Origin of the sequence: Nocardia blacklockiae, from assembly GCF_015477355.1 — a bacterium.
Classification (GTDB): domain Bacteria; phylum Actinomycetota; class Actinomycetes; order Mycobacteriales; family Mycobacteriaceae; genus Nocardia; species Nocardia blacklockiae.
Genome location: NZ_JADLRJ010000007.1, coordinates 63,680 through 83,481, shown reverse-complemented (window position 1 = coordinate 83,481; position 19,802 = coordinate 63,680). Strand labels below are relative to the sequence as shown.

The 19,802-nt window shown below is 67.4% G+C and carries 20 protein-coding genes; 5 read left to right on the top strand and 15 right to left on the bottom strand.

Annotated elements, in window-relative coordinates:
- Positions 1 to 120: 120 nt before the first annotated feature.
- A complete protein-coding gene (locus tag IU476_RS21805; protein WP_195102890.1) occupies positions 121 to 1,200 on the bottom strand; it encodes an NlpC/P60 family protein in 1,080 nt (359 codons plus the stop codon).
- Between the two features lie 198 nt (positions 1,201 to 1,398).
- Positions 1,399 to 1,983, bottom strand: coding sequence for a C40 family peptidase (locus IU476_RS21800; RefSeq protein ID WP_195102888.1), 585 nt, complete (start codon positions 1,981 to 1,983; stop codon positions 1,399 to 1,401).
- 552 nt (positions 1,984 to 2,535) lie between these two features.
- Between IU476_RS21800 and IU476_RS21795 the strand changes: the two genes are divergently transcribed.
- Entirely contained in the window at positions 2,536 to 4,443 is a 1,908-nt protein-coding gene (locus tag IU476_RS21795; protein WP_195102886.1) for a DEDD exonuclease domain-containing protein, read from the top strand.
- On the opposite strand, the gene IU476_RS21790 is transcribed toward IU476_RS21795, so the two are convergent.
- From IU476_RS21790 to IU476_RS21745, 10 genes are all read right to left on the bottom strand, one after another.
- On the bottom strand, positions 4,425 to 5,351 hold the full coding sequence (locus tag IU476_RS21790; RefSeq protein ID WP_228824088.1) for a DNA-binding protein: 927 nt from the start codon (positions 5,349 to 5,351) through the stop codon (positions 4,425 to 4,427). The two genes, IU476_RS21795 and IU476_RS21790, sit on opposite strands and share 19 nt — an antisense overlap.
- Positions 5,352 to 5,382: 31 nt before the next feature.
- Positions 5,383 to 5,943: a class IV adenylate cyclase gene (locus IU476_RS21785; protein WP_195102883.1), complete on the bottom strand. Its 561-nt coding sequence runs from the start codon at positions 5,941 to 5,943 to the stop codon at positions 5,383 to 5,385.
- Positions 5,944 to 6,121: 178 nt separating this feature from the next.
- Entirely contained in the window at positions 6,122 to 6,445 is a 324-nt protein-coding gene (locus IU476_RS21780) for a 4a-hydroxytetrahydrobiopterin dehydratase (RefSeq protein WP_195102881.1), read from the bottom strand.
- Entirely contained in the window at positions 6,442 to 7,848 is a 1,407-nt protein-coding gene (locus tag IU476_RS21775; RefSeq protein WP_195102879.1) for a helix-turn-helix domain-containing protein, read from the bottom strand. The genes IU476_RS21780 and IU476_RS21775 overlap by 4 nt, the downstream gene beginning before the upstream one ends.
- Before the next feature lie 734 nt (positions 7,849 to 8,582).
- The gene (gene sigJ / locus IU476_RS21770) at positions 8,583 to 9,503 is read right to left on the bottom strand and encodes an RNA polymerase sigma factor SigJ (RefSeq protein WP_195102877.1); all 921 of its coding nucleotides are present in this window, start codon (positions 9,501 to 9,503) and stop codon (positions 8,583 to 8,585) included.
- The gene (locus tag IU476_RS21765) at positions 9,500 to 10,693 is read right to left on the bottom strand and encodes an NAD(P)/FAD-dependent oxidoreductase (protein WP_195102875.1); all 1,194 of its coding nucleotides are present in this window, start codon (positions 10,691 to 10,693) and stop codon (positions 9,500 to 9,502) included. Before IU476_RS21765 ends, sigJ begins: the two co-directional genes overlap by 4 nt.
- A gap of 160 nt (positions 10,694 to 10,853) precedes the next feature.
- Entirely contained in the window at positions 10,854 to 11,267 is a 414-nt protein-coding gene (locus tag IU476_RS21760; protein WP_195102873.1) for an RNHCP domain-containing protein, read from the bottom strand.
- 9 nt (positions 11,268 to 11,276) lie between these two features.
- Complete coding sequence (locus tag IU476_RS21755) at positions 11,277 to 11,657, bottom strand: RNHCP domain-containing protein (RefSeq protein WP_195102871.1); 381 nt, start codon at positions 11,655 to 11,657, stop codon at positions 11,277 to 11,279.
- A gap of 435 nt (positions 11,658 to 12,092) precedes the next feature.
- On the bottom strand, positions 12,093 to 12,839 hold the full coding sequence (locus tag IU476_RS21750) for a hypothetical protein (protein WP_195102868.1): 747 nt from the start codon (positions 12,837 to 12,839) through the stop codon (positions 12,093 to 12,095).
- A gap of 196 nt (positions 12,840 to 13,035) precedes the next feature.
- Positions 13,036 to 13,902: a LysR family transcriptional regulator gene (locus tag IU476_RS21745; RefSeq protein WP_195102866.1), complete on the bottom strand. Its 867-nt coding sequence runs from the start codon at positions 13,900 to 13,902 to the stop codon at positions 13,036 to 13,038.
- 169 nt (positions 13,903 to 14,071) lie between these two features.
- Between IU476_RS21745 and IU476_RS21740 the strand changes: the two genes are divergently transcribed.
- The 4 genes from IU476_RS21740 to IU476_RS21725 all read left to right on the top strand — a co-directional run bounded on the left by IU476_RS21740 (position 14,072) and on the right by IU476_RS21725 (position 15,999).
- Positions 14,072 to 14,557 carry a pyridoxamine 5'-phosphate oxidase family protein gene (locus IU476_RS21740; RefSeq protein ID WP_195102865.1) on the top strand — a complete coding sequence of 162 codons (486 nt, stop codon included), beginning with the start codon at positions 14,072 to 14,074 and terminating at the stop codon, positions 14,555 to 14,557.
- A gap of 76 nt (positions 14,558 to 14,633) precedes the next feature.
- Positions 14,634 to 15,242: a TetR/AcrR family transcriptional regulator gene (locus IU476_RS37105; protein ID WP_195102864.1), complete on the top strand. Its 609-nt coding sequence runs from the start codon at positions 14,634 to 14,636 to the stop codon at positions 15,240 to 15,242.
- The gene (locus tag IU476_RS21730; RefSeq protein ID WP_195102863.1) at positions 15,239 to 15,613 is read left to right on the top strand and encodes a hypothetical protein; all 375 of its coding nucleotides are present in this window, start codon (positions 15,239 to 15,241) and stop codon (positions 15,611 to 15,613) included. Before IU476_RS37105 ends, IU476_RS21730 begins: the two co-directional genes overlap by 4 nt.
- 110 nt (positions 15,614 to 15,723) lie before the next feature.
- On the top strand, positions 15,724 to 15,999 hold the full coding sequence (locus IU476_RS21725) for an Lrp/AsnC family transcriptional regulator (RefSeq protein ID WP_195102862.1): 276 nt from the start codon (positions 15,724 to 15,726) through the stop codon (positions 15,997 to 15,999).
- A 67-nt stretch (positions 16,000 to 16,066) separates the two neighbouring features.
- Here IU476_RS21725 and qcrB read toward each other — a convergent pair whose 3' ends face one another.
- The 3 genes from qcrB to qcrC are packed head-to-tail and all read right to left on the bottom strand — an operon-like array spanning position 16,067 to position 19,751.
- Positions 16,067 to 17,692 (bottom strand): cytochrome bc1 complex cytochrome b subunit, encoded by a 1,626-nt coding sequence (gene qcrB, locus IU476_RS21720; protein WP_195102861.1) that lies wholly within the window; start codon positions 17,690 to 17,692, stop codon positions 16,067 to 16,069.
- Entirely contained in the window at positions 17,689 to 18,834 is a 1,146-nt protein-coding gene (gene qcrA, locus IU476_RS21715; protein ID WP_195103335.1) for a cytochrome bc1 complex Rieske iron-sulfur subunit, read from the bottom strand. Before qcrA ends, qcrB begins: the two co-directional genes overlap by 4 nt.
- 35 nt (positions 18,835 to 18,869) lie before the next feature.
- Positions 18,870 to 19,751, bottom strand: coding sequence for a cytochrome bc1 complex diheme cytochrome c subunit (gene qcrC / locus IU476_RS21710; protein WP_195102860.1), 882 nt, complete (start codon positions 19,749 to 19,751; stop codon positions 18,870 to 18,872).
- Between the last annotated feature and the right edge of the window lie 51 nt (positions 19,752 to 19,802).

The following is a 19,802-nucleotide window of genomic DNA, read 5'->3' as shown; positions in this document are numbered from 1 at the left end:
GGCGCACCCGCCGAGCTCACGGCTCGACAACGCCGCCGCCCGGCGCCTGTGCGGCCCCGGCCGGGGTCGCTGTCCCGAATCGCTCGCTCGCTACGCTCGCTCACGCTCACCTCGGTGTGGTTACGGCATACCCATCCAGTAGCGACGCGCGGAGTGGAACGGGGTCGAGTCCATCGGTGCCACCGCGACCGGAACGCCGAAGGTCGAGGCGTGCAGCATCAGGCCGTTGCCCGCGTAGATACCCACATGTGACGCGTCGGAATAGAAGAACACCACATCGCCCGGCTGCAGATCCTGTCGGCCCACGGGTGTGCCGACACCGGCCTGCGCCTGACTCGTGCGCGGCAGGTTGATGCCGACCTGATGGAACGCCCACTGGACCAGGCCCGAACAGTCGAATTGGTCGGGTCCGGTGGCGCCCCAGACATACGGATCGCCGATCCGGGTGAGGCCCGCGGCCAGCGCGCTCGTGCCGCTGCCGGGAACCAGGCCGTTCAGCAATCGGTCCCGGTCGAAACCGGGCGGGAACAAGGTGCCCGACAGCGCCGCCTTGTCGCCGGCGGACAGCTGACCCCACGCGCCGATCACCTGCGCGATGGAACCCTGCAGGTCGGCGCGCTTGCGCTCGAGATCGGCGCGGACGGCGTCGGCCTGCTGGGCGGCGGTGCGGGCGGCGTCGGAGGCGGTGCGGGCGACGGACTGGGCCGCGGTGGCCGAGTCGCTGGCCTTCTTGTACTGCGAGACCTGCGCGGCGGTCTGCGTGGACATCACGTCCAGCGTGGACATCTGGTCCAGCAGCTGCTGCGGCGAATTGCTGACCAGCACCGAGAACAACCGATTGGTGCGCGCGCCTTGATAAGCGGCGATGGCGGTGCGGTCGATGGCGGGCTGATACTTGCGGACCTCGGCCTGTGCCGCGTCCACCGCCGCCGTGGCGCCCGCGAGCTTGGTGTCGGCCTCGCCCGCGGCGGCCTGCTTCACGTCGAGATCGGACTGCGCGGCCAAGGCCTGCTGGTTGAGCTGCTCGGCCTGGTGCGACAGCTCGATCAGCTTCTGCACGGCGTCGCTGGCGCTGGTCGGCTGGGCCACCGGGTCCGCGCCGGCGCCTCCGCCGGCACAGGCCCCGAACACCAGGACGCCTACCGCCAGTGAGCCGCCCACCAAGCGGCTGGTCCGGTTGTTGCGGTGCTGCGCTGTCACGCTTGCCGTGCCCCGTTTCGCTGAAGTCGGATCCGCCGAGTGCCGCGGACTGACGAAGGTCTCGATAAGGTTACGGAACGGCGACCGTCTGTGTCCAGTAGGGCACGAATCGGTCACGGGCGGCGGGCCGAGGCAGTGGTCACCGCACGCGCGCGCACGTGCGGTGACCACCGGCGGCCGTCGTCAACCGCCCAATTCTCAGTAGCGGCGCGCGCCGGCGAAGGGCATCGACGAGATCGGCGCGACGGAGACCGGCTGACCGTAGGTGGACGCGTGCACCACGTTGCCGTCGCCGACATAGAGACCGGAGTGGCTGCCGCCGTAGAACGACACCACGTCACCCGGCTCGAGCGCGTCCTCGGACACCGGCGAGCCGGACTCGAGCTGGGCGTAGCTGGTGCGCGGCAGGTCGACACCGGCCTGCTGGTAGGACCACTGCACGAGGCCGGAGCAGTCGAAGGCGTCCGGTCCGGTGGCGCCGTAGGAGTACGGCGTGCCGACCCGGGTCAGCGCGGCGTCGGCGGCGCGCTGGCCGACCGACTGCTGCGGCGCGGGCGCGGGGCCGACGCCGGGAAGTTCGATGCCGGGCAGGCTGACGCCCGGCGGGATCTGGGCGAGCACCTCGTCCGGTACGTCGAAGCTGCCGACGCCCGGGACGTTGACCGGCGCCGCCGCAGCGGGTGCGGAGGGCAGCAGCAGAGCGCTGAGGGTGGCAGCGCCGAAGGCGGCCGCGACCGCCGCCTGGGCGGTACGAGGCCCCGGAACCTGTCGCTTGATCGCCATGATGCGGTACTCCTCATCTGCCCCACGACGCCGCACCCGGTGGTGCGTCGGACTCCGTGAGGTCTCAGGAAGATTACGAGCACATAACGGTGCGTTGTAAAGCGGCGAGCGCGCGAATCGGCATCGATCGAGAAATCGCCGTCATGCGCACTGCGACATATCTCACACCAATCACGAAAAGATAACGCAGCGCGGCTACCTGCGGCTTTACCTGACGCCACCGGCACGCTCACCCGGCGAGTCGATCTTGGGTTTACCGAACGTTAATTGGTGGAATCCGCACGTCGACGGCGCCCTGTCGCCAAAAACGCGACCGAACAGTTTGATGGCGGGCGCCCCCGCTCGCGACACGCCGCGACACCGCCGAGATGTCGGCCCGTAGTTATCTGCCGCGGATCGATTATTGATTCACATCACGCATGAATGTGACCCTCGTCTCATTTCCGCATATTCCGGCAATTCGAACCTCGCGTTCCGAGTACTGCGCACGGAACTCGGGCAATCACCCCGGGCGCGGCCTTTCTGTCGGACCCTCGTCCTACGCTGCACGCCGTGCCTCCGACCGCGCCCGATGCGACGCCCGGCGGTCCGCGTCCGGCCCAGCTGGCCTTCGACGACCTGGATACGCCGCTGTTCGACACCACGTTCGTCGTCGTCGACCTGGAGACCACCGGCACCAGCCCGGAACGCGATGCCATCACCGAGATCGGCGCGGTGAAGGTGCGCGGCGGCGAGGTGCTGGGCGAGTTCGCCACCTTGGTCAATCCCGGCTGCGCGATTCCCCCGCAGGTCATCCAGGTCACGGGCATCACGACGGCGATGGTCACCGACGCGCCGCGCATCGAGGCGGTGCTGCCCGGATTCCTCGAATTCGCCGCGGGCGCGGTGCTGGTCGCCCACAACGCCCGCTTCGACACCGGTTTCCTGAAGGCGGCCGCGGCGCGGTGCGCGGCGGCGTGGCCGGCGTTCCGGGTGCTGTGCACGGTGCAGCTGGCCCGCCGCATCCTGGCGCGCGACGAGGCGCCGACCGTGCGGCTCTCGGCGCTGGCGCAGCTGCTGGGCGCCTCCACCCGGCCCACGCACCGCGCGCTCGACGACGCCCGCGCCACCGTCGACGTGCTGCACGCGCTGATCGAGCGGGTCGGCAATCTCGGCGTGCACAGCCTCACCGAGCTGGTCGACTATCTGCCGGACGTGAGCCGGCGGCAGCGGTCCAAACGCTTCCTGGCCGCGGACCTGCCGGCGGTTCCGGGCGTGTACCTGTTCCGCGGGCCGTCGGAGGAGGTCCTCTATATAGGGACGGCCGTGAATCTGCGGCGGCGCGTGCGCAGTTACTTCACCGGCTCCGAAACCCGCACGCGCATGCGCGAAATGGTGGCGCTGGCGACCCGGGTCGACCATGTGCCGTGCGCGCACGGCCTGGAGGCGGGGGTGCGCGAACTGCGGCTGCTGGTCGCGCACACGCCGCCGTACAACCGGCGCTCGAAGTTCCCGAAGCGGGCGTGGTGGCTCACCCTCACCGCCGAGGCGTTCCCGCGTTTCGCGATCACCCGCACCCCGACGTGGGACGCGCTGGGCCCCTTCCGTTCCCGCGCCGACGCCGCCGAGGTCGCCGCCACCCTCGCCGAATACTGCGGCCTGCGCACCTGCACCGCGCGACTCCCCCGGCACGCCCGGCACGGCGCGGACTGCCCGCCCGCGGTGGTCGGCGGCTGCCCCGCGAGCGCCGACGGCCGGCTACGCACCGCCGAGGAGTACGCGACGGCCCCGCTCGCCATCCGCGACCTGTTCACGGGCCGCGACGACGCCCCGCTGCGACTGATCCGCGACCGCATCGAAAACTACTCCGCCGCCGAACATTTCGAGGGCGCGGCCCGCCTCCGCGACCACCTGGCGGCCATCGTGCGCGCCGTGCGCCGCACCCAGCGCCTCGCCGCCCTGGCCCGCATCGCCGAACTGATCGCCGCCCGCCCCGACGGCTCCGGCGGCTGGGAATTCGCGGTCATCCGCTACGGCCGCCTCGCCGCCGCGGGCACCGCCACCCGCGGCGTCTCCCCCATGCCCGTCGTCGAATCCCTCGTCGCCGCAGCCGAAACGGTCCTTCCCACCACTTTCTCGACCACCCCGCACACCGACCACGGAACCTCGCCACCGACGACCACGGCTACGGCGCACAACGATCACCAAGTCCCCCTGCCGGGCATCCCAGCCGCCACCGCCCCTATCTCGTCCCCGGACGATCTCGCCGACCCGCGCTACCCACCTCTGCGCGGCGCGTCCCCGGAGGAAACAGGCCTACTCGTCCGCTGGCTCGAACAACCCGGCACCCGCATCGTCCGCACCACCGCCGGCTACCACGAACCCCGCCTCGGCGCGGGCCCCTGGCTGTCCTGGCTCGACCGCGCCGAATCCGCCACCCGCACGGAATCTCTCGGCCAGGACTACATCGCCCACACCTGATCCTGAGGCACGGGCCCGGCGATTTCCTCCATGAGCATCCGCAACGTGAGCGAATGCTTCTCCGGCGGAAGCGCGTCCAACGCGCCACGCGCCACCTCCACACCTTGGGCACGGTCCCCTGCCCGCACCATCATCAAGCCCCGATGCATCTCCAAATGTGTCGCGAACCGCGGCAACTCCGCAGGCAGTTCGGCCCGCGCGTCCTCCTGCGCCCGCACCGCCAGCTTCTCCTCACCAAGCCGCGCCGCCAGCAACGACAAGAAGACATTCACCCGCCACCACGGAACCGCGTAGTCCGACGTCTGTTCCTCGGAATACGACCGATCGAACTCACGACGTCCCGTATCGATCAACCCCCGCGCCGTCGCTCGATCCCCCCGGATAGCAGCCGCATGAGCCTTCCCCCAAATCGAATTGAGCCGCCCGAGACTGTGCCGCTCCGAAATCCCCAGCGCTTGATCCGCAAAGGCATTCGCCACCGCCAGCGACGCCCCTTCATACCCGAGCGCGATAGCGGCCCGCCCACGAACCCACACCCGAATGTCCGTCTCCTCGGACCGATCGGCAGCCTCAGCCGCCATCCGATACCAAGAAATCGCCTTGTTCCCGTCACTCCCCGGATAGGTCTTGGCAAACAACGTCATCAGCCGCGCTGCCACCGCCCACATACGCGGCGTATCCAATTGCTGTTGCAGCACAACCAGATCGGTTGCCACCTGCCGTCGGATCAACGCCGACCCTCGACTCATATAGTCGACACCGTATTGCGCGAGCTTCGCCTCCCACTCCTCGAGACCGGGACCCGCTGGATGCAGACCCGTTGAAAAGCCTTGGGAAAGAAGCTTGTGTGCCACGATCGGCGCCATCGACGTCGAGGTCGGATGCCACAGCACTTCACAACCGCTCATGCGGGTCCTCCGCGCCGCTTGTCAGGTGGTCTCATCCTAAGCGTCTGCGCGCTTCTGCCACGGCATCCGTGTAGAGCTCGGCGGTCAACTCGTCTTCCGAGACGCCGAGCTCGGCCAGGACCATCCGCAGATCGCGCAGCACTGCTCGCAGATTTTCCTCCGTGGCCTGTGTCTCCAGTTCCAGAAACGTGCCCTCGATCTCGGGCACTGTCACGACTGTCGCGAGCAACTTGCGACCATGACTGACGAACCGAAAGTTCTCACACTGCTTCGTCAGCTCCATGACGGGCAGATACCCGAGTCGCGCGATGATCTCTTCCATCGGTTCCCGCTCCCCGATTACGGTCTCGAACTCCGGTTTGGAGGCGGTCTCGGAGTCGACGGCAGAATCCTTGAAGGTCAGCAGATATCGGGTCTCATCCTCACCGATGATCGTTCGCAGACGGAAGTCGCGACCGGCCTGCCCGAGTTCGTTCCCGCGATCGAAGTACACATCCCGGTAGGACACGTTCTCGGATCGCGCTCGCTGTCGCAGATTCGCGCGAACCACATCGGGGTCCCCGAGTCGGGCCTTGTACTCTGCTTCGATCATGAAATCGACTCCCCTCGGAATCCCTCACTGAGCACTACCTCGCCCACACTTGATAAGCCCGCCCGCTCAGGCCGCAGTCTCGAGATCTCCGTATCACGCAAGAGTCGAAGTAGGACGTCAACGAGCTCTATTGGGCGTTGTGCCGTTCGTCTACGAGTGTGTAGCCGAGCGCCTGTCGCTAAATATCTTCTGGTGTAATCGGAGTCGCCCCGCCGGCTGCCGCGGTCCGGTCGATGTCTCGCGCGAGGTCGAAGTCCAGCTCGGTCAGTTTCCGTCCGGCGTCGTGGGTCGTGATCCGGAACTCGATCCGCTCCCATGTGATCAGCATGTCGGGGTGGTGGCCGACCTCGCGTGCCTTCGCCGCGACGTACACCGCGAGGTGCACGCACTCGTGATAAGTATGGGCGAAGGTGCGCGTGATCTCGTCCCCGTCACGCTTCCACCCGGGTAGGGTTTCGAGGCGGCTGGCGATCTCGTTGTCGTTCAGCGGGACTGGGGTCATGCGAGCGATCCAACCAGGGCCCGCAATTCTTGTCCTGCCGAGGTGTCCGCCCAGGCATGTGCATGGGAGGGAAGGGCTTTCAATTCGCTGCGGAGCCGGGCCGACCCCGTGGTCGCCACCGCACCGGCAGCGTCGGATGCCGCCCAAACAGCCCGATCGGGATCCGGGATTTTCGCGAGCGCAGTGGCCTGCCGGGCGCGGAACACCGCTTTGTCGCGGCGAGCGGATTCCGGTATCGAGTCGATGACCTCATCCCACAGGGCAACAGCAGCGGCGGCGTCCCGTGTGCTGCCGGTGCGGCCGTAGCACGCCGCCCGCTGCACTTCGACATGGTGCGGAGTGCGGCGGCATGCGTTTCCCCATGGGTCCGTGTCATCGACCCGGCCGACAAGGGCGGCGAGGTCATCGAGCAATGTGTCTGCGGCAGCGCGGTCTCCGAGCAGGGCGTGACCTTGCGCCTGGTGCTGGAGGGCTATCGCGCGGGCCTTGGGGGACAGTTCGCGTCCGGCGGCGAGAGCGGCTTGTGCATAGTCGACGACTGCCCGGCCGTCGCCGTGGTCGACGGCGAGCATCGCCATGTTGGACAGTGCGTAGGAGATCATCTGCGGGTCGCCGCAGCGATGCGCGAGAGAGAGGGTGATCACCCGCCATTCAGCGGAAGCGGTCAGGTCGCCGACGTCCTGATACAGCCAGCCGAGCAACGCGGCGTATGCGGTGCCGGTTTCGAGAAGTCCACGGCGCACGGGCATCTCGGCTTCGCGTGCCAGGACGGCGATCAGCTCCGTTTGGGATTGCACGGTCGGAATCAGGTAGAGCGGTCCCAAATACATGTCCGCTGTGTAGTGCCCGCTGAGTTGGGTTCGGAAGTAGTCGACCAGTTCTGGTGCGACGAGGTTGCCGGTCACGGCCCCCATATGCGCCAACGTCCGCCCGAGCGTCATATCGCCTGCGGCGAGGATGGGAAGCCCCATGATCGCGGTTCCGAAATCACGTCTTCTCACTTCATCGAACTCCAGCACGCCTGAATTGCCCGGTGGCACGAACCCATGCCGAGAAATTGGAAAGGTGTCTTCGGATTCTGCCGGTACGGCAAGAGCGTTCGTGTGTGCACGCCGCCTCGTTTGTACATCGGACTGAACGTGTGCGCGAAGGGCGATCAGGGCACCGTCGGCACCGAGGGCGGTGTCGAGCGCCGCGACAAGCTCTTGCGAAGGGAGCGTGGCGTCTTCCCACTCGGTCATCGAGACGTACTGGCGTGAATATCCGACCCTGGCTGCCAGTGCGCGCTGGCTGAGCCCGGCCTCGAGACGCAATCGCCGTATTTCACGCGCCAGTTCGTCGGCAACGTTTCCCGGTTGCCGCTTCGATCGCCCCGCCGAGTCGTTCGCAGTCCCCCTGTTCATGGTGACAATTCTGACCCATCGCAAAGGACGGCAAGTCGGCTTTCGGTCGACTTGCCATCTTTCTTGCCTGGCGGCGGCCAAGTTTTGCTCGAGATGGGCACGCGAATCCGGCGGCCTGAATCGAGTGGCGACGCGAGTCACAGCGACGACCCGCCACGGTGTACCGCTATGAGGAAGGCATCGTCATGCGCTACCGGCCGACTGCGTTGGGGTGGGTAGACCCCGACATATCCGATGCTCTCACTTGGGACCGCGCTCAGATCCAGCGCCTAGCCCGGCATCTCGGTTACGCGATCCTCTGGCCTGGACTATCGTGGATCCCTCTCGCGGACCAGGTGCGTGCCGCCGACGTGGATGCGGTGATCACGCCGTCGCCTCGGCACCTGAGCCCGCTCATGCTGAACGCTGTGCTGTACGTCGCCGAAATCGAAACATTCTCGCCCCGATTGAGTTTCGCGCGTTGGACATTGGCGACAGGAGGTGCTTTCGCGTGACCGATGACGGAGGATCGTTCAGGCGGGGAGTGTCCGCGTTCTGGTGGACGCACGACGCACCGATCGGGTCGCTGACACCGGATCGCGCCCATACGATCATGCAAATGCACTTGGAGTGCCTGGTAGCGGACTGTCCGCGAAAGCGTGCCGCGTACCAGGCGTTGGTCGACATGGGTCGTATCAAGCCCGATTCGAGCCGGGTGCGGTGAGGGGATGGATCCCGCCTGTGCTGCCGGGGGATTACGCCGTAGGTGTTTCGGTGCGGCTGATGGCGCGCGGGAATTCGAGGGCGGCGAGTTTGTCGGGGTTGCGGATGCCGTAGCCGCCGACGATTCGCTCGTCGACGATGTCGAATACGAGGACGGCTTCGAGTTTGTCGGCGATGTAGCAGGCGAGGGCCGGTTGGCCGTTGCAGTTCACTGTCTCGATGCGTACTTCCGGTCGCCGCTGCGCGTATCGGAAGACCGCCATGAGAATCGCGCCCACTCGTTCGGCGCCGACCATGACCAGCTCCGGCAGTGCGGTCGCCTTGCCGCCGCTGTCGGTGGTCCAGGTGATGTCCGGCGCGAGCAGTGACAATAAGCCTTCCATGTCCCCGGTGGTCGCGGCCGTGATGAAGCGTTCGGTGACCGCGGCGGTGCGGACGGTGTCGACGGGGCCGTAGCGCTTGCGCCGGGACTGGACGTGGTTGCGGGCGCGGCGGGCGGTCTGGTGCACGGCGTCGACGGATTTGCCTGTCGCGGAGGCGATTTCGTCGTAGTCGAAGCCGAAGACCTCACGCAGCACGAAGACCGCGCGCTCGGTGGGGGTGAGTGTTTCGAGCACGATCAGCATTCCCATCGAAATCGATTCGGTGAGTACGACATCGCTGGAGGCGTCACCGTCGGTGAGCAGCAGCGGCTCGGGCAGCCACGGTCCGACGTACTCCTCGCGACGACTGGCGCCGGCCCGCAACGCATTCAGCGCCTGCCGCGTAACGAGCTGGGCCAGATAGGATTTCGTATCCCGGACCGTGGCCAGGTCCACTCGCCGCCACCGTAGATAGCTGTCCTGTAGCACGTCGTCGGCTTCGGTCGCCGAGCCGAGGATTTCGTAGACGATGGTGAACAGCAGCGGGCGCAGGTGGACGAAACGCTCGGTGTGCTCGTCGGTGGAGGTCATGGCTGCGGAACTCCCTGTGGCTCGGCGGCACTGAGATCCTTACGCCGACCCAAGCCCAGGAAGGTCGGGATCGCGCCGGGTTTGCGGGCTTCCTTGCGAATGGTCGCGATCGGGCCCGCGAGACCCACCCGTCCCTTGATCCACCCGGCCGTTCGCCCGCCGAGGTACATCGGCACGGGTGTGTCGTCGCGCCGGCTGAACTGCATCGCGCCCGCGCGGCTACCCAAACCCACGGTGCAGGCGGTGAAGGCCACGTCCAGCACAGCGGGTTCGTCCCCGGCGATGCGGGCCAGAACATTGGCGGCGGCCTGCGCACCCAAGGGCTGGGCGGCATAGCAGCTCATCCGCAGTGGGCGGCCCGAGGGCGCGACCGAGTCCCCCGCGGCGACGATGCGTTCGTCATCGATACTGGTCAACGTCTCGTCGGTCAGCAGCCGGCCCAGCTCGTCGGTGCGCAGTCCACTGCGTGCCGCCAGTTCGGGCACCCCGAATCCGGCGGTCCAGATCGTGATCGCACCGGGCACCCATTCCCCGTCGGCCAGGACGACCCCGTCGCGCCGCACCTCGCTCACCCGCGCTTGCTCACGCACCTCGACTCCATTCTCGGACAACCACTTCACCACCGATCGCCGGGCCGGATTCGAGAAGTTCGCTGCCAACTTACCGCCACCCACCAGGGGCACGGTACGGCCCTGTTCGACGAGTTCGGCGGCGGTCTCGATGCCGGTGAGCCCGCCACCGACGACGATGATCGGCGACTGGACCGGCACGTCTGCCAGCGCCGCGCGGAGCCGCTGGGCGTGTTCGAATTCGGCGATCGGGTAGGCGAATTCGGTGGCACCGGGCACCGACGCCGGCACCGCGGCGGTGCTGCCGACCGCGTAGACCACGTAGTCGTAGTCGAGCGCGCGGCCCGAACCCAATTCCACTCGTCGGGCTGCGGTGTCGATGCGGACGGCACGGTCGACGATCATCCGCACCCCGGCGCCGAGCAGCGTGTCGTAGTCGATGGCAGCCTCATGGGTACCGGCCACGAATTGGTGCAACCGCATCCGCTCGACGAACCGCGGACGCGGATTGACCAGCGTGATCTCGACATCGCGACGCAGCCGCAGCCGATTGGCCGCCACGGTACCGGCGTAACCGCCGCCGATCACGACCACTTTGGTGATGGCATTGAAATCAGTCATGCCCTCGAGACACGCCACACCGGCCAGATCCGACACGAAGTGACAGGCGTCACATTCACAGCCCGCCGGGATCGTCGGCTCGCATATAGGAAGTGCACGAAATCGGCATGCGCGCTCCCGCGAATTCCGGCCCCACCACACGCGGTAGTGGGGCCGGACGTCACAATGCGTCCAGTGCCCGACGGCCGATACGTGGATCAGCCAGGGGACGCAGTGCGATTCGCAGCAGCGCGAGCGCATTGTCGTCTCCGGCAATGCGGTTCAATTTCAAGGTCCCGCACCGCAAACACTGGTGGACCAGCGCCCATTCGCCGTCATGGCGCACGGTCGAACTGACCGCGAGCATGCGGCCGCGGCACGGGTTCGCGCGGTCACCGGGAATTCGCCCGTCGACATGGCGGCTGGTCAGACAGTGTGGGCAGTGATTGCGGTGCGACGTGCCCGGTGCGGTGATCGGCACATCCAGCCGACAGCCGATACACCGGAAACTCGCACCGGATTCCCCACCGGGACCGTGCAATACGGTCTTGCCGCGTTGCGGGCGCGCGGAGACCGCCTTGTTCCTTCGAGGCATCGCGACCGCCTAGAGGTCGCCGAAGACTTCGAGCGGGAACGGCGGTTCCGCCAGCGGGCGCACCGCGAGCCGCATGAGAATCAACTGGTTGTCGTCCTCGCTGATCGCATGCAGCGCCAATTCACAGCAGCGCACGCATCGATGCACGATGGCCCATTCGCCGCCGCGGCGCACCGCGATCGACAACGGAGCCATGCGTCCACGGCACTCGGAGACGCCGCCCTCGACGTGGTCGAAAGTGTGACACGAGTGCAGGCAACTCGGGCAGTGATTGCGCCGACTGTTGTCGGGCGCGAGCACGGACACGGTGAGCCCGCAGCGAATGCAGGTGAAGGTGCCGGTCTTCGCGGCCGGACTGGGTTCGTTGTGAGCGGAAATATGCTGGGACAACCCGGATCACTCCTTGGCAGAAAGCTGATGAGCAAACAGCAGGAGTAGGCCGAGCGCGCCTCGACGACGCGGAAAGTCGGTTCAGTACGTGTGGCCGGCGGAGAGGCTGGCCGAGTACGCACCCTGAGGCGCTCTCGGCGCGGGCTGGGGCATAAATCAGTCCTTCCGCCAGTCGAATTCGATGCGCGTCGTCCGCACCCGGGCACCGTAGCAACGGTCGACCACGCCCCGCCATCGAATATGTTCGGCCAGGACCTCCGCAGAAGCATGACGTACCTCGTCCGCTGGCTCGAACAATCGGCACTCGCATCGTCCGCACCACCAACGACTACTACGAACCCCGCCTCGGCACGGGCCCGGCTCCATGAGCATCCGCAGCGTGAGCGGAATGCTACGCGCGGGTGGAGTCATCGCCCGTCCACGATGACCGTCCGTTCAGTTCGTGATGCCGAGAGTGCCGGTCCACGACGGGGTGTCGAGGCCGGCGCGGCGTGCCAGCGCGAACATCGCGGCGATGTCGGCGTCGGTCTTCGGCTGAAAACCTTCGTCGTCTTCGTCCTCGGGGTAGTACTCCTCCTGCAATCCGGTCATCTCCCTGGCGAACGTTCGCAGCGTCTTCTCGGTAACCGTGCCCCGCTCTGCGGCGTCGATCAATTGGTCACACAGGTCCGCGATGCCCTCGTCCTGCGCGCCGGACGTCAGCCAATCGGTGGCCTTCTCGACCGCGCCGGCGCGGGTGGTCAACGCCGAGATGCCGGCGTCGAGTCCGTCGTCGGTCAGATCGTCCGGGTAGGGCGCGCGACGCCAGGCACCCTCGTCGAACCAGTAGACGCAGCCGACCATGGCCGAGTCGATCAGATCACGCAGGTAGTTCCGCGGTACCCAGTCCGGCGCACCGGCCAGCAGATCGATCGGAGTCTCGTGAAACTTGACCTCGCTCGACTCGTCCTCGCCGACGAGCAGGGCGCGACCGTCACCGAACCACTTCATCACCCACCAGGTGCATCCGCGATCATCCCAGTGCAGGCCCTCGTCATCGATCCAATGCCCCGCACGATGCTGGGACGGCTCGTCCTGCTCGTCCCGATCGAAGGTCGCGATCGCGACCCCTGCCCACCGCTTCCACAGCAGCTCCGCGTCCGGCAGATCCTCCGGTCGGCCCGGCTCGTGCAAGTTCCCCACTGTTGTTCTCCTGACTGATGTTTGGGGCCAGCGTAAGCGGAACCACCGACACCGAGAGCAAGCCACGTCGGAGCGCGACGAGCTTCACCGGCGCGGAGATCGAGAGGTCCATGGCGCGCGATGCGGCACAGCAGTCGCAGCGATCGCAGGCCTTCGGCCATCGGTGCGTCGGTTCGACGAGTTGCTGTCGAATTCGCTAGCTCGGTGCGACACAGGCCCGCAGGGCCTGGACGAGTGCGGCGGTGGCGGGCGGGTCGGGTGGGTCGCCATAGGTGATGGCAAAGATCTGGCGAGTACTGTCGGGCAGTTCCGTGGTGTGGATGCCGGGCACCCGGTGCGCGCGCAGGGCGAGTCCGGGCAGCGTCGTCACGCCCATCCGCGCGGCGACCAATGCCTGCATGACGACCATGTCGTCGCTGACCATCGAGATGCGCGGTGTGAAACCGGCGCGCTGACAGACGGTGACCAATTCCTCCCGGCAGCGCGCGCACCCGCCGATCCAGGTGGAATCACGGTGATCGGCGACGGTTTGCCCGGCCTCGTGTGTGACCAGGTAGACCGGGTCGTCGAGCAGGTGGACCATCCGGAACCCGTCGTCCTCCCGCGGCGAGTCGGCGTACCGGAATATCAACGCGACGTCGATCCGGCCCGCACGCAGCATGCGCAGGGCTTCTTCCGGGTGGACGTCGACAAGGTTCAGCTCGATCCCCGGATGGTCGCGAGCCAGGGCGGCGGCCGCCTTGGGGACGATGGTGCTCAGTATCGACTGGAACCCGGCCAGCCGGACCCGCCCGGATCGCAGTCCGACCTGCGTGGCCAGCTCGATCGCGGCGGCGTCCACCCGGCCGACGATCTCGGCGGCGCGGGCGGCCAGCAACTCTCCTTCGGGAGTGAGCCGGATGCCACGGCCCACCCGCTGGATCAATTTCGCGCCGGTGGCCGCCTCGAGCCGCGCGAGGTGGTGGCTCACCGCCGGCTGGGTGTAATGCAATTCCTTCGCAGCCCCGGTTACCGACCCGTGCCGAGCCACGGCGGCCAGTACCGACAGCTGGGTCAGATTCATACCCAAATTTTACTTATGCGAGAGACAGAAATATGGCATTGGATGTCATGTGAGCAATCGGCCACGATGTAGTGCGTCCGACGTATAAGCGGCAGATCCGCTGCGGACCGGCTGCCCGTCACGGCGCTGAAGCCCACCACAATCCCCCGCGACTTCGAGGAACACGATCATGGATGCCCAGCAGATCAAACAGGAATTCGACGACGCCCGCGAGCTGCTGAACCAGGCGTCCATGGCGCGGCTGGCATACAACGGGCTCGACGGGCGGCCCCGCGTCGTACCCATCGGCATCTTCTGGACCGGCGAGGAGATCGTCATGTCCACCGCGGCCACCGCACCCAAGGTCGCGGCACTGTCCGCTCACCCCGAGGTGGCCCTGACCGTCGACGCCGGCGACACCCCCGGGTCCGCGAAGAACCTGTCGGTGCGCGGCATCGTGCATCTCACCATCGTCGACGGAGTGGTTCCGGAGTACCTCGCGGCCGCGCGGAAGAACTTCGACCCCGAGTTCGCCGCCGAGTTCGAGCGCAACTGCCGAGCCATGTACGACCGGATGGCGCGCATCGCGCTCGAACCACAGTGGGCACGCTTCTACGACTTCGGCGTCGGCCGAATGCCACAGTTCCTCGCCGACCTGGCCGCAAAAGCGAGCTGACTCTCCCACGGCGGTAGCTCACCCGCCAGATTCTGACCATATAGTCAAAATATTGACTCCTTGGTAAGCTTGCTGCGTGGCTGGCGGCAAGACGGATCTCACCCGGACCCAACGAGCGCGACGCGAGGACATCGTCGCGGCCGCGATCGCGGTGATCGATACCGAGGGCTTCGCGGCAGCGTCGGTGGATCGCATTGCGCGCCAAGCCGATACGATCAAGGGCACCGTCCTGTACCACTTCGGGACGAAGGACGGCATCTGCGCGGCTGTCGTCGACGCGCTCTACGCCCAGGGCGCGGAGTTCATGGAGCAGCGAACTCAGGACACCGGGCCCGCCGGTGAGCGACTCACCGCGCGGCTGCGGGCGAATCTGGAGTTCATCCGCCTCCACGCGGCGCACATCCGTGCGGTGCAGCGCATCCTGGAGAACGCGCCCCACCATCGCGCCCGCATACCCGATCTGGTGGAGCCGCTGTCGGAGTTGCTGGCCGCCGGGCAGCGTTCCGGCGAGTTCGCCGCCTTCGACCCCGTCGTCGCCGCGGCCGCCGTCCGGGCGATCGTCGATGCCACTGCGTCCTACCTCGCCCATACCGATGCCGCCGACATCGATCACCTGTTGTCCGAGATCGTCCGATTCATCGAACGAGCGACCGCGAGCACACGAGACGGGAAGCAGCAGTCATGAACGTGTCCACGAAAACCGGGCAGACGACGACCGTATCCCCGCTCGCCGCAGCCTATCTGGCCCTCGGCGTCGCGACCGTGATCGCGCTCGCCGTCCTGTCGGCGGTGGCGCCGGCGCAGGTCACTCAGCAGGCGTGGGTGCGCGGCGTCATCGTCGCGATCACCGCGATCCTGACCTATGTCTTCGCCCGCCGAGCCGACAGCGGCGATCCGCGCGCCCTGCTGCGGCTGCGCATCATCGTCGTGATACTTCTCGTCGCCTTCGCCGCGGTGCTGCTCTTCCTCCCGCTACCGCTGTGGATGGTTGTCGAACAAGCGCTTTGCCTCGTACTGCTCGCGATACTCGCCCTCCGCCTGTTCCGCACGAAGTGAGGCATTCCGGATGGGCGCTGCGCGCCTGGAAACAGTGACCGAGGCGGTGGCGCTGATTGTCGAGGCGCGAGGTCGGTCCACGCACGGCGGGGAGCAATAGACTCGGAGCCATGATTACCGCGATCGTGTTGATCCATGCCGAGGCTGCCCGCATCCCCGAGACCGCGCAGGCGCTGGCCAGTCTGGAGGGCGTGGCCGAGGTGTACTCGTGCGCGGGGGACGTCGATCTGATCGCGGTGGTGCGGGTGCGCGATCACGAGCAGATCGCGGAGGTGGTGACCGGGCGCATCAACAAGACGGGGGGCGTGCTGCGGACGGCGACGCACATCGCGTTCAAGTCCTACTCGCAGGCCGATGTGGAGGCGGGCTTCTCCATCGGCGAGTGAGGCGGGCGCGGCGAAACGAAACCGGCCCCGAGTCGAAGAGACTCGGGGCCGGTTGCCGTACAGGGGCTCAGTGGCCGTGCTTGCCCTCGCCGCCGGTCTGCTCCTGGTACTCCGCCAGGATCTCCAGCTGCTTGTGGTGCTCGGACTTCTCGTAAGCGGTGAGCTCCTCGGCCTGCTGGGCCGGGTCGGCACGCAGGAACGAACCCAGGCCCGGCTTGCCGGCCGAACCGAGCTTGTTCATCTTCTTGGGCACCGGCGCGCCCTGGTACTCCAGCGGGATCGGGTGGCCGTGGCTGTCGACCGGGCCCAGCGGCTGGTGCACCTCGATGTACTCGCCGTGCGGCAGTCGCTTGATCACGCCGGTCTCGATGCCGTGCTCGAGCACCGCGCGGTCGCTGCGCTGCAGACCCAGGCACATCCGGTAGGCCAGGAAGTACGCGATCGGCGGCGCGACCAGCAGGCCGATCCGGAAGATCCACGTCGTCGCGTTCAGCGAGATGTCGAACTTGAAGGCCACGATGTCGTTGACGCAGGCCAGGGTCAGCACCAGGTAGAACGCGATGGCCATGGCGCCGATCGCCGTCCGCACCGGCACGTCGCGAGGACGCTGCACGATGTTGTGGATGGCGTCGTCACCGGTCAGCCGCTTCTCGATCCACGGGTAGGCGATCAGCACCGTGAACACCAGGCCCATGATCAGCGCCACCCAGAACACCGCCGGGATGGTGTAACGCCCCAGATACAGCTCCCACGGCGGCATCAGGCGCGCCATGCCGTCGGTCCACATCATGTAGAAGTCCGGCTGCGAACCCGCCGACACCTGAGAGGGGTTGTAGGGACCCAGGTTCCAGATCGGGTTGATCTGCAGCACGCCGCCCATGATGGCGACCACGCCGAGGGTGAACATGAAGAACGCGCCCTGGTCGGCGGCGAACACCGGCACGATACGCGCGCCCACCACGTTCTTCTCCGTGCGGCCGGGGCCGGGGAACTGGGTGTGCTTCTGGTACCACACCAGCGCCACGTGCGCCGCGATCAGCGCCAGGATGATGCCCGGGAACAGCAGCACGTGCGCGATGTACAGGCGCGGGATGATGATCTCGCCGGGGAAGTCGCCGCCGAACATCAGCCAGTGCAGCCAGGTGCCGATCAGCGGGATGCCGATCGTGATGCCCGAGAACGCCGCGCGCAGACCGGTACCCGACAGCAGGTCGTCGGGCAGCGAGTAGCCGAAGAAGCCCTCGAACATCGCCAGGATCAGCAGCAGCGAGCCGATCACCCAGTTCGCCTCGCGCGGCTTGCGGAACGCGCCGGTGAAGAAGATGCGGAACAGGTGGATGATGATCGACGCCGCGAACAGCAGCGCCGCCCAGTGGTGCACCTGCCGCACGAACAGGCCGCCGCGCACCTCGAAGGAGATGTTCAGCGCGGTCTCGAAGGCGCGCGACATGGTGACGCCGCGCAGCGGCTGGTAGGCGCCGTCGTAGACGACCTCGCTCATCGACGGGTCGAAGAACAGCGTCAGGTACACACCCGACAGCAGCAGGATGATGAACGCGTACAGCGCGATCTCACCGAGCAGAAACGACCAGTGGGTCGGGAAGACCTTGTTGATCGACCGCTTGACGAACGCCGCCGCGCGGTAGCGCTCGTCCATCTCGTTGGCCTGAGCGACCAGTTTGCTTGGACTCATGAACGACGCTCCCAGTAAGCCGGTCCGAGCGGCTCGATGAAGTCGCCGTTGGCGACCAGGTAGCCCTCGGAGTTGACGGTGATCGGCAGCTGCGGCAGCGCGCGGGCGGCGGGACCGAAGACCGGCTTACCCCACTCGGTGGCCGAGAACTGCGACTGGTGGCAGGGGCACAGGATGCGGTTGGTCTGCTGCTCGAACAGCGAGGTGGGGCAGCCCAGGTGGGTGCAGATCTTCGAGTACGCGAAGTAGTCGCCGTAGTTGAAGCTCTCCTGGCCCTTGCGCTTGATCGCCTTCTGCGCGTCCTCGGTGCGCAGCCGGATCAGCATGACCGCGTTGCGGATACCGCGCAGCGACTGCAGGGTCTCGTGCTCGTCGCCCCGCCACTCCTCTTTCCAGGGGAAGACGGTCTCCATGGCGCCGGCGTCCAGATCCTCCGGGCGCACCAGCACGACGTCCTCGGGACGGCCGGTGTCCTTGCGGATGTAGATGGTCTGGCCCGGGTAGTCCGGCGTCCAGCCCGACACCCACAGCGGCGACTTGTCGCCCTTGGCCCACGGGTTCTTGATCATGCCGCCGACGAACATGAACAGCGCGCCGATGCCCAGCACGCCCACACCCAGACCGGCGGTGCGGGTGATCATCTTGCGGCGGCCCAGCGTCGAGGTCTCCGCCGCGTCCTTGAGCTGCGCGGCCAGCGTGCGCCGCTCCACCTCGGGGGACTTGCCGTCGTGGCGGTCCTGGATCGAGATTTCCTGCGGGATGAACTTCTTGCGGATCAGCACCACCGCGACGCCGATCGCCAGCACCGCGACACCCAGCGTGAGGCCGTAGAGCGGCGTGGTCAGCGAGTAGATGCCCGCGCCGTCCTCGTGGCGGCTCTTGTACTCCCACGGCCAGAACAGGAACACGCCGATCAGCGCCAGCGCGGCGAGCGCGGACACCGCGAACCAGAACGCCACCTGACGCTCGGCCCGCTTTTCGGCCTTGGTGCCCGGAACCGGCCAGCGCGGCGCGCGGTAGACGACGTCGACGCCGTCGCGCTTGGTGCCGAGTGCGACCAGCTCCTCCTGCGACATCGCGTCGAGCTGTTCCTCGGTGGGGTTCAGGTCGTCCCCAGGCTTGCCGTCCTCAGGCCGCCCCATGTCGTTTCGCTCCTGTTCGTTGGTCTCGCGCTCGCTCATGAGCGGGATCCGATCCACATCGCCGAGCCGACCAGGGCCACGATGCCGACGACCCAGATGGCCAGGCCCTCGGTCGCGGGACCGAAGCCGCCGAGGCCGTAGCCGCCCTCGGGGTGGGACTGGGTGCGGTCCTTGACGTAGGCGACGATGTCGCGCTTCTCCTCCGGCGACAGCTGCCGGTCGGAGAACTTCGGCATGTTCTGCGGGCCGGTCAGCATCGCGGTGTAGATCTGCTGCTCGCTGGCGGGGCCGAGCGGCGGCGCGAACTTGCCGGACGACAGCGCGCCGCCCTTGCCGGTGAAGTTGTGGCAGGACGCGCAGTTCATCCGGAACAGCTCGCCGCCGCGGCCCAGGTCGGCGCCCTCGGTCAGCGACTCCTGCGCGATCTCGCCGTTCGGGTCGCGCACGACGGTGGGGCCGCCGCCGTTGGCCGCGACGTAGGCGCTCAGCGCGTCGGTCTGGCGCTCGTCGAACTTCTCGGGCTTGCGCACGATCTGCGAGCTGTTGGCGGCGGCGGGCATGCGGCCGGTGGAGACCTGGAAGTACACCGCCGCCTCGCCGACGCCGATCAGGCTGGGGCCGCGGTCCTGCACGCCCTGCAGGTTGGCGCCGTGGCAGGTGATGCAGGAGGTGTCGTAGATCTGCTTACCCTCGCGGATCAGCGCGGACTGGTCCTCGTTCGCCGTCGCGACCTGGGCGCGCGGGGTCAGCGCCGACGCCGCGAAACCGGCACCGACGAGGCCCATCAGAAGAACCAGGCCACCCGCCAGCTTCCGGCGCATCCGGCGCTGCTTGCGGGTCTTGGTGGCCTGGCTGGTCCGAGCGCTGCCGATCCCCGGGCTGGTGGGATCTGGCGCTGACGGGGGAGATGAACTCATCTGTGTCCCTTTGGAGTAGACGGAACCGACTGATGCTGAGGCTGGTGTCTT

What these genes read in the sequence shown, in the direction of transcription:
- IU476_RS21740 (WP_195102865.1), top strand. Translation starts at nt 14,072, where the DNA reads ATGGATGCCCAGCAGATCAAACAGGAATTCGACGACGCCCGCGAGCTG.
- IU476_RS21790 (WP_228824088.1), bottom strand. Translation starts at nt 5,351, where the DNA reads ATGAGCGGTTGTGAAGTGCTGTGGCATCCGACCTCGACGTCGATGGCG.
- IU476_RS21800 (WP_195102888.1), bottom strand. Translation starts at nt 1,983, where the DNA reads ATGGCGATCAAGCGACAGGTTCCGGGGCCTCGTACCGCCCAGGCGGCG.
- IU476_RS21775 (WP_195102879.1), bottom strand. Translation starts at nt 7,848, where the DNA reads ATGAACAGGGGGACTGCGAACGACTCGGCGGGGCGATCGAAGCGGCAA.
- IU476_RS21765 (WP_195102875.1), bottom strand. Translation starts at nt 10,693, where the DNA reads ATGACTGATTTCAATGCCATCACCAAAGTGGTCGTGATCGGCGGCGGT.
- qcrB (WP_195102861.1), bottom strand. Translation starts at nt 17,692, where the DNA reads ATGAGTCCAAGCAAACTGGTCGCTCAGGCCAACGAGATGGACGAGCGC.
- IU476_RS21785 (WP_195102883.1), bottom strand. Translation starts at nt 5,943, where the DNA reads ATGATCGAAGCAGAGTACAAGGCCCGACTCGGGGACCCCGATGTGGTT.
- IU476_RS21745 (WP_195102866.1), bottom strand. Translation starts at nt 13,902, where the DNA reads ATGAATCTGACCCAGCTGTCGGTACTGGCCGCCGTGGCTCGGCACGGG.
- IU476_RS21730 (WP_195102863.1), top strand. Translation starts at nt 15,239, where the DNA reads ATGAACGTGTCCACGAAAACCGGGCAGACGACGACCGTATCCCCGCTC.
- qcrC (WP_195102860.1), bottom strand. Translation starts at nt 19,751, where the DNA reads ATGAGTTCATCTCCCCCGTCAGCGCCAGATCCCACCAGCCCGGGGATC.
- IU476_RS21760 (WP_195102873.1), bottom strand. Translation starts at nt 11,267, where the DNA reads ATGCCTCGAAGGAACAAGGCGGTCTCCGCGCGCCCGCAACGCGGCAAG.
- IU476_RS21725 (WP_195102862.1), top strand. Translation starts at nt 15,724, where the DNA reads ATGATTACCGCGATCGTGTTGATCCATGCCGAGGCTGCCCGCATCCCC.
- IU476_RS21780 (WP_195102881.1), bottom strand. Translation starts at nt 6,445, where the DNA reads ATGACCCCAGTCCCGCTGAACGACAACGAGATCGCCAGCCGCCTCGAA.
- qcrA (WP_195103335.1), bottom strand. Translation starts at nt 18,834, where the DNA reads ATGGGGCGGCCTGAGGACGGCAAGCCTGGGGACGACCTGAACCCCACC.
- sigJ (WP_195102877.1), bottom strand. Translation starts at nt 9,503, where the DNA reads ATGACCTCCACCGACGAGCACACCGAGCGTTTCGTCCACCTGCGCCCG.